Consider the following 8,326-nt stretch of genomic DNA (forward strand, 5'->3'; position numbering starts at 1 on the left):
GGCCCACCCCAAGCGCCCCCGCTACCTGACCTACCGCTACGACATCGCCGGCACCGTCACCATCGGCTCCCAGATACGCCTGCCCGAGCTGGAGTTCTTCCGCGCCCAGTGGGTGCCGCCGGACGCCTGCGACATCACCGTCCGCGTCGGCGACGTCGGCCGCCGGTTCCCGCGCCACCGCGCGGTCATGACCGAGATCCCCGACCGCGGCGCACCGCAGCCCACCACCGTGCAGTACGAGGAGCAGCTCGGCCGGTTCGGCGCCAACTTCCGCGTCGACATCGGCGACCCCATCGCCGTCCTCGTCAGCCCGCTGCTCGCCCGCTCCCCGCACGTCGTCTACACCAACGTCCTGGAGGCGCTGCTGCGCTTCGTGCTCGTCGCCCGCGGCCGGATGCTGCTGCACTCCGCGACCGTCGAGCTGGGCGGCACCGGCGTGATGCTCTCCGCGCTGACCGACACCGGGAAGACGTCCACCATCCTGCGGCTCCTCAGCGAACACGACGGACGGTTCCTGTCCGACGACATGACAGTCGTCGACGCCCACGGCAACGCCCTGTGCTTCCCCAAGCCGCTCACCATCAGCGCGCACACCCTGCACGCCGTGCGCTCCGACGACCTGACCCCCCACGAATGGCGCCGGCTGCAGCGGCAGAGCCGCCTGCACTCCAAGGAGGGCCGCTCCTTCGCCTTCACCCTGGCCCGCCACAACCTGCCCATCATGGGCATCAACGCGGTCACGCAGATCCTCGTGCCTCCGCCGAAGTACGCCGTCGACCGGCTCGTGTCCTGCCGGCTGAGCAGCGCGATCAAGGTGACCGAACTCTTCGTCATCGAGCGCGGCGCGCCCCGTCTGAGCGACCTCGGGCACGAGGAGACCGTCAGCAGGCTGCTCGTCAACACCGAGGACGCCTACGGCTTCCCGCCGTTCCGGTACTTCGCCCCCGCCATCACCGTCGACGGGCTCGACCACGCCCAGCTGCGCAGCCGTGAACGGGACGTCCTGGCCGGCTTCCTCTCCGGCGTGCGCACCCGCGTCCTGGCCTCCGACCACTTCGGCTGGGCCGACGAGATACCCCGACTGCTCGACGCCGACCGGCGGACGACCAACGGCCGCCCGGTCCCCCTGGCCGACGGTCACCCGTGGCCGCACTGGGAGTCGGAGGCCCCGGAGGACGAACCGTCCCTGTCCGTAAGCTCCATGGCCCTGCCGCTCCACACCGCCGTTCCGGCCGCCCCCGGCGCCTCCCGCACGAACGACCCCGGTGGGAGGACGCCATGAGCCGTCCCACGTACTCCGCCGAGGACGCGGCGGCCGGGCCCGGCGCCCACACCCCCACGCGGAGCACCACCGGACCTCCGGGGACGACCGGCGCCCCGACCCGCCCGCACCGGCGTCCCACCGCCGAGTGGGTCCTGCTCACCGTCCTGCCGCTCACCGCCGTCCTCGCCCTGGCCGCCTTCCTGCGGTTCTGGCAGCTCACCCGGATCGGCTTCAACAGCGACGAGGCCGTCTACACCGGCACCGCCGCCTCCCTCGCCGGCGACCCGGCCATGCAGCCGGTGTTCCCCGTCTTCCGCGCCCACCCCGTGCTGTTCACCGGCTTCGTGTCGCTCTTCCTGCGCGGCGGCACCGACGAGTTCACGGCCCGCGCGGTCGCGGCCGGCGTCGGCGTCGTCACCGTCGCCGTCACGTATCTGCTGGCCCGGAGGCTCTACGGGCACGCCGCGGGGCTCGCCGCCGCGCTGCTGCTCGCCGTCATGCCGTACCACGTGGTGGTGACCCGTCAGGTGCTGCTCGACGGGCTGATGACGCTGTGCGCCACGCTGGCGCTGTACTGCGTCGTACGGTACGTGCAGGCCGGCCGCGACGGGCTCCCCTGGCTGCTCGCCGCCGCGGGATCGCTGGGGGCCGCCGCGCTCTCCAAGGAGACGGCGCTCGTGCTCGTCTGCGGCCTGTACGTCTTCTTCGTCCTCAGCCGTTCGGTACGGATGCGGTGGCGGCACGCCGTTCTCGCCACCGGCCTCCTCGCCCTCGTCGTCGCCGCCTTCCCGCTCGCGACGTGGGTCGCGGGCCACCGCGGCACCGGGCAGAACTACCTGCAGTGGCAGCTGTTCCGGCGCGCCAACCATCCGATGGGCTTCTACGCCGCGACGGTGCCGCAGGTCATCGGCTGGGCCGTGCTCGCGGCCGCCGTGGTCGGCCTCGTCTGGCTGCGCCGCCGCAACGGCTGGCGCGAGGGCCTGCTGCTGTGCTGGATCGCCGCGCCCGTGCTGTTCTTCACCCTGTGGCCCGTCAAGGGCTTCCCCTACCTGCTGCCGATCACGCCGCCGCTCGCCGTGCTCGCCGGCCGCACGCTGGGCGCCCTCGCCGGACTCCGGATGCGGACCGGCCGGCTGCGGGTACCGCCCCGTCGGCTCGCCGCCGCCGGCGCCGTCCTCGTCGCGCTCGCCGTCGCGCTGTCCCTCGCCCTCCCGTCCGCCGCCCGCGTCACCGCCGCTCCGAAGGGGTCGTTCCTGGCCGGTTCCGGCGGCCTGCCGGGCGGCCGCGAGGCGGGCCAGTGGGTGCGCGAGCACGTGCCCGGCGGGGCACGGCTGCTCGCCGCCGGCCCCTCGGTCGCCAATGTGCTCCAGTTCTACGGGGGCAGACCCGTCTCTGCGCTGTCGGTGAGCGTCAACCGGCTCTACCGCAACCCCTCGTACACGCCGGTGCCCAACCCCGACCGTTCGCTGCGCGACGGCGAGTTCCAGTACCTCGTCTGGGACTCCTACACCGCCCACCGCGCCCCGTTCTACGGCGCGAAGATCCGGCAGCTGGTCGACAAGTACCACGGCGCGGCCGTCTACAGCTCCGCCGTACGGGTTCCCGCCTCCTCCACCGACCCGACGCCCACTCCGGTCATCGTCATCTACCAGGTGCGTGTGTCATGAAGCCGCTGACCGTCCGTCTGCTGACGGCGCTGACCGGCGCGGCACTCCTGCTCGGCCCCGCCACGGCAACGGCCGCCACCGGAACCGGCGCCCGCCCCGACCCGGGCGGCGGCACCACCGCCGAGCACCGCGCGACCACCCCCGTCCAGCACTTCATCTACCTGATGCAGGGCCCCCGGACCTTCGACAACTACTTCGGCACGTACCCCGGAGCCGACGGCATCCCCGCCGGCGCCTGCCAGCCGCGCACCGTCGTCGGCCCCGCCTCCGACTGCGTACGGCCCTACTCCCTGCACGCCGCGGCCCCCGCCCCGCTCTCCCCGAGCCGGAGCATCGTCACCCAGCAGATCAACGGCGGGCGCATGGACGGCTTCGTGTCCGCGTACACCCGGCAGGGCAGGGACGGCACGACCGTCATGGGCCACTACGACGCCCGGGACCTGCCGTTCGACTGGGCCGCCGCCGGCCGCTACGTGCTCTTCGACAAGTTCTTCTCCTCCGTCCCCTACGGCACCGCCGCCGAACGCTCCTACTGGGTCGCGGGAGCCGCCCCGCCGGCGGGCGACCGCGCCACCGTCTTCGACCGGCTCCAGCAGGCGGGGGTCAGCTGGAAGTTCTACGTCGAGGACTACCGGCCCGCCGAGAACTTCCGCGCGGTCGGCGCCACCCAGCCGGTACGCGCCCCGCTCCTCGGCTACGCCCGCTTCGTCGACGACCCCGCCCTCGCCTCCCACATCGTGGACCTGGACCAGTACTACCGCGACCTCGACAACGGCACCCTGCCGTCGGTGGCCTACATCGCCAGCTCCGGCTCCTCCGAGCGCTCCGCGCGGTCCGTCCCGCCCGGCCAGAAGCTCATCCGCTCGCTGGCCACCCAGCTGGCCCTCAGCCCGTACTGGGACAGCTCGGCCCTGCTGTGGAGCCACGACGGTTCCGGCGGGTGGTACGACCACGTGGCCCCGCCGGCCGCCGCCGACGGTCCGCGCGGCCTGCGCGTCCCGGCCGTCCTGATCAGCGCCTACGCGCCGGCCGGGCACATCGACCACCGGGTGCTCGACTCCTCGTCGGCGCTGCGCTTCATCGAGGACAACTGGAAGCTGGCACCGCTCGGCGGACGGGACACCACCGCCGCCAGCCTCGCCGCCGCCCTCGACTTCTCCGCCGCACCGCGGCCCCCCGAAGTGCTCGCCGTCCCCACCGCGCGGCCCGTCGTGCGGCCGGTGAACGCGACCGTCGTGTACGGGGTCTACGGCGGGGTGCTCGGCGGAGCCGCGCTGCTCGTCGCCGGCACCGCCCTGCTCGCCGCCCGCAGGCGCGCCGCGGCGCCGTCGGCTCCGACAGGCCCGTCGGCACCGACCGTGCCGTCCGCGCCGACCTCGCCGACCTCGCCGACCTCGCCGGAAGGCTCCTCGGGGCGGTCCCGCACGCCGGAGGGGAGCAGGCCGTGAACCGCCGTACCGGACACCGTCACGCGGTCGCCGTCCTCGCCCTGCTCACGGCGCTGCTGCTCGCCTTCGCCTGGCCGGCCGCAGCCGCCCGGGCGTCCGCCGGCGCCGCCGACCCGCACCGCGCCGCCCCGACGGTCACCGTCACCTTCCGCACGGTTCCGGCGGTGCCCGGGGTCCGGCTGGTCTTCGCCGGCACCTCCCTCGTCACGGGCTCCGACGGCACCGCCTCGTACACCGGCGTCCGCACCGCGGACCGCCAGTCGCTGCGGCTGCTCGACACCTCCGTCGACACCCCGGGCGCCCGCTACCACTTCACCCGCTGGGCCGGGCAGCGCGACCCGGACCAGACGTTCCGCAGCCGCGTCGACGGGCTGCCGCTGCGCGCCGACTACACCGTCACGGCCGGGTTCACCGTGCAGTATCCGGTGACCGTCTCCTTCACCGACCAGCACGGCACGCCCCTCGACCCGTCCCTGGTCTCCGCGGTGAAGGTCAAGGGCTCCGACGCGCGCACCACCGACCTGTCCGTGTCCGGCACCACCTGGCTGAACGGGATCGTGCCCGTCTACCGCAACAGCCGTCTGACGCCCGTCCCGGTCGACTACACCCTGCGGAGCCTCGTCTACGACGGCGCCGAGCTCGCCGACGCCGGACGGCAGGGCTTCCGACCCGGTCCCGACCGGCACCTGATGTTCACCGGCGCCTTCCACGACCTGACCGTCACCGCCCACGACGCACTGTTCGGCTCCGCCACGGGCGACAGGGCCACCGTCACCGGCCCCGGGGGGAAGGCCACGGCGGTGACCCTCGGACCGGACCACACCGCCGTCCTGACCCATCTGCCGCGTGGCCGTTACACCGTCGAGGTCAAGGCCCCCGGCGGCAGCACGAACCCCCGGGAGATACAGCTGTCCCAGTCCGTCACGGCCGACGTGACCGTGGTCGGCCGGACCGACCTGCTCGTCCTCGCCGGGACCGGGCTGCTGCTCGTCGGGATACCGGTCGCGATCCGGCTCCGGCGCCGGACCCGTCGCACCGCCGCGGGCCGGGCACCCGGGACCGGAGCGGTGCGGGGGCCCGCCGAACCTCGTGAGCCCGTACCGCCGGAAGCGCCTGTACCACCGGAAGCGGCGGTGCCACCACCGAAGCCCGAGCGGCCGGGAGGAGAAGAGAAGGCTCCCCACGCCTCGTGCACCGGGGCGGCCCGATGAGACGGCTCTGGGCCCTGCTCGCCGCGCTCGTCCTGTGCTGGCCGGGCGTCGGTGCCGCGTCTCCCGGCCCCCGCCCCACCGCCGCATCCGGCGCCGGGGACACCACCCGTCCGCCGCTGCTCGCCTACTACTACCAGTGGTTCGACGCCGGTTCGTGGCAGCGGGCCAAGACCGACCTGCCGCTGGCGGGCCCGTACTCGAGCGACGACCCACAGGTGATCGACCGCCAGATCACCGAGGCCCGGTCCGCGGGGATCGACGGGTTCATCGTCGGATGGAAGCGGGGCGTCGTGAACGACCGGCGGCTGCGCAAGCTCGTCGACGCCGCCGAGGCCAGGAACTTCAAGCTCGCCATGATCTACCAGAGCCTGGACTTCCACCGCCGCCCGCTGCCCGTCGCCCAGGTCGCCGCCGACTTCCGGTACTTCCGCGACCAGTTCGCCGCCAGCCCCGCCCTGCTGCGCGTCGCCGGCCGCCCGCTGACCGTCTGGAGCGGCACCTGGAGCTACGCGCACGACGACGTCGCCCGCGTCACCTCCGCCGTCCGCGGCGAACTGCGGGTCCTGGCCACCGAGAAGAACGTCGACGGCTACCGGCGGATCGCGGACGTCACCGACGGCGACGCCTACTACTGGTCCTCGGCCGACCCCGAGACCACCCCCGGCTACGCCGACAAGCTCCAGGAGATGGCACGGGCCGTGCACGCCGACCACAAGATCTGGATCGCCCCCTGCACGCCCGGCTTCGACGCACAACTCGTCGGCGGCACCAGGCCCGTCCCCCGCCGGGACGGTGCGACGCTGAGCGCCGGGTACACCGCCGCGCTCCGTTCCTCGCCGGACGCCGTCGGGCTGATCAGCTGGAACGAGTTCTCCGAGAACACCCACGTCGAGCCCTCCCACGACCACGGGGACCGCTACCTGCAGGTGCTGCGCGACCTGCGGGGCGTCCAGGCGACCGTCACGCCCCGGAGCGACCCCGGCGGGTCCGGGGACGTCCCCGGCCGGTCCGTCGCCGGGTCGGGCCCCTCCCGCGCCTACTGGGCGTTCGCCGGCCTGGTCGCCCCCATGCTGCTGATCACCCCGTTCGCGGTGCGCCGCCTGCGCGCCTCCCGGAGGAGTGGGCCCGCTCCCGTCGAGGAGCGGGGAACGGGCCCCGGCCAAGCGGTCAGCAGGTCACCGGGGTCGACGTCGCCGCGGTGTTCCCGGCCAGATCGCGCGCCCTGACCTCGTAGGTGTACGAGGCCGGGCACACGGCCGTCTTGTCACTGAAGGTGAGCACCTCCTGCGGGACGGTCGCCATGTACGTCCCGTCGCGGTAGACGTCGTACGCGGCGAGCTGCGTGAGGTCGACGGCCGCGCCCCAGGCCAGCTTCATGGTGGTGGAGGCGGGGCGGGTCACCGTCAGGGAGGAGGGCGCGGTCGGCGCGGTGCCGTCGGGGGTGAAGTCGTAGGTCTGCGCGTCGAACACGTTGCCGAGGGAGTCCGTCGGGGTCACCGTCAGCGTCGAGCCGAGGACCGAGACCAGCAGGAAGTGGTGCACATTGGCGTCGGCCGCGGGGACCGGCACCGAGGAGGGGCAGCGCCTGCCCACGTTGGAGCTGTAGGACCAGCCGAGGGCGTACGCGTCCGTCGGGTCGCAGCCGTGGCCGCCGACCGAGCTGAGCTTGGCGCCGCCGCCACCGGTCACGTAGCTCGGCACGCCGCCGGGCGGGGCGACGTTGCGCTGGTAGATGTGCGCGTGGCCGTTGAAGACCAGGTTCACGCCGTTGTCGTGGAGCAGCTGCTCCAGGGTGTCGGTGCTGCCCGGGTTGTTCTTCAGGTACTCGTCGTCCGGCTCGGTCGGGTCGTCGGAGCGCAGCGGGAAGTGGAACGCGGCCACCTTGACGCCGCCCGGGTGCGCGGCCAGGTCCTGCTGGAGCCACTGGTACTCGGCCGAGGTGGTCGCCCAGTGGGCGGCGGCGTCCACCTGGTAGGTGGCGCAGTGGTCGGTGCCCTCGCAGTTGTTGCCGTCGGCGGTGCCGGTGTTGGTGTCGCTCCAGGACGCGTCGAGCATGTAGAACCGGACGCCGCCGCTGCTGAAGGCGTAGTACGTCGTCGGGTAGGTCGCCGGGGTGCTGCCGAAGAACGACGGGTAGCCGACCTGGGAGTAGACGCCGTTCGAGGCCGCGGTGACGGCGGGCTGCGGCCAGGTCAGCAGGAGTGTGGCGGTGCGGCCGTGGTTGCCGTTGGTGGAGAACATCGGCAGCTTCTGGCCGGGCGCGGCGTAGTACTCCGGTGCGAAGACCCCGCTGATGTTGACGCCGGACTGCTGGAGGTCGCCGTAGTTGGTCGGGCTTCCGCTGGGGTAGGCCACGTCGCCGGTGGACAGCGCGAAGCGGGCGCCGCTGGCGGCCAGCCGGGACAGTACGTTGGCCTGGTCCTCGTTGACGGCGCCGCTGTTGACCCCGTTGCTGGTGGTGTCGCCCCAGTCGCCGAGCACCGCGAACGTGAAGGGCGTCGGCGAGCCGTCCGNNACTCGGTGACCCCGTTGACGGTCATGGTGGTGCCGAGGGTGGCGGCCGTGACCGAGTTGGCCGTGCAGTTGCCGAGCGGCCCGTACTTCACGGTCTGCCGGCTGCGGGTGGAGGTCGCCCAGGTCACCCGGAGGGAAGTGGGCGTCAGGTCCGTGAGGTACGGGGCCCGGGTGAGCACCGGGGAGGCGCCGGGCAGGTCGGCGTGGGCGGGGGTGGGACCG

Annotated in this window: 6 protein-coding genes; 5 read left to right on the forward strand and 1 reads right to left on the reverse strand. The window is 73.6% G+C overall.

Features of this window, described 5'->3' with window-relative positions; all coding sequences use genetic code 11:
• From CCN56_RS43215 to CCN56_RS16840, 5 genes are all read left to right on the forward strand, one after another.
• Positions 1-1,282: hypothetical protein (locus tag CCN56_RS43215; protein WP_218779418.1), on the forward strand; the 1,282-nt coding region annotated here is incomplete at its 5' end.
• Complete coding sequence (locus tag CCN56_RS16825) at positions 1,279-2,931, forward strand: glycosyltransferase family 39 protein (RefSeq protein WP_086827735.1); 1,653 nt, start codon at positions 1,279-1,281, stop codon at positions 2,929-2,931. The genes CCN56_RS43215 and CCN56_RS16825, both read left to right, overlap by 4 nt.
• Complete coding sequence (locus CCN56_RS16830; protein WP_086827737.1) at positions 2,928-4,379, forward strand: alkaline phosphatase family protein; 1,452 nt, start codon at positions 2,928-2,930, stop codon at positions 4,377-4,379. The genes CCN56_RS16825 and CCN56_RS16830 overlap by 4 nt, the downstream gene beginning before the upstream one ends.
• Entirely contained in the window at positions 4,376-5,590 is a 1,215-nt protein-coding gene (locus CCN56_RS16835) for a hypothetical protein (RefSeq protein WP_086827738.1), read from the forward strand. Before CCN56_RS16830 ends, CCN56_RS16835 begins: the two co-directional genes overlap by 4 nt.
• A complete protein-coding gene (locus tag CCN56_RS16840; protein WP_143664537.1) occupies positions 5,587-6,816 on the forward strand; it encodes an endo-1,3-alpha-glucanase family glycosylhydrolase in 1,230 nt (409 codons plus the stop codon). Before CCN56_RS16835 ends, CCN56_RS16840 begins: the two co-directional genes overlap by 4 nt.
• Here the strand turns inward: CCN56_RS16840 and CCN56_RS16845 are convergent.
• Positions 6,758-8,071 (reverse strand): metallophosphoesterase, encoded by a 1,314-nt coding sequence (locus CCN56_RS16845; protein ID WP_179199865.1) that lies wholly within the window; start codon positions 8,069-8,071, stop codon positions 6,758-6,760. The genes CCN56_RS16840 and CCN56_RS16845 overlap by 59 nt on opposite strands.
• Between the last annotated feature and the right edge of the window lie 255 nt (positions 8,072-8,326).

The sequence above is a fragment of the Streptomyces sp. NRRL B-24572 genome (genome assembly GCF_002156145.1).
In the GTDB taxonomy this organism is placed as follows: domain Bacteria; phylum Actinomycetota; class Actinomycetes; order Streptomycetales; family Streptomycetaceae; genus Streptomyces; species Streptomyces vietnamensis.

What these genes read in the sequence shown, in the direction of transcription:
- CCN56_RS16825 (WP_086827735.1), top strand. Translation starts at nt 1,279, where the DNA reads ATGAGCCGTCCCACGTACTCCGCCGAGGACGCGGCGGCCGGGCCCGGC.
- CCN56_RS16830 (WP_086827737.1), top strand. Translation starts at nt 2,928, where the DNA reads ATGAAGCCGCTGACCGTCCGTCTGCTGACGGCGCTGACCGGCGCGGCA.
- CCN56_RS16840 (WP_143664537.1), top strand. Translation starts at nt 5,587, where the DNA reads ATGAGACGGCTCTGGGCCCTGCTCGCCGCGCTCGTCCTGTGCTGGCCG.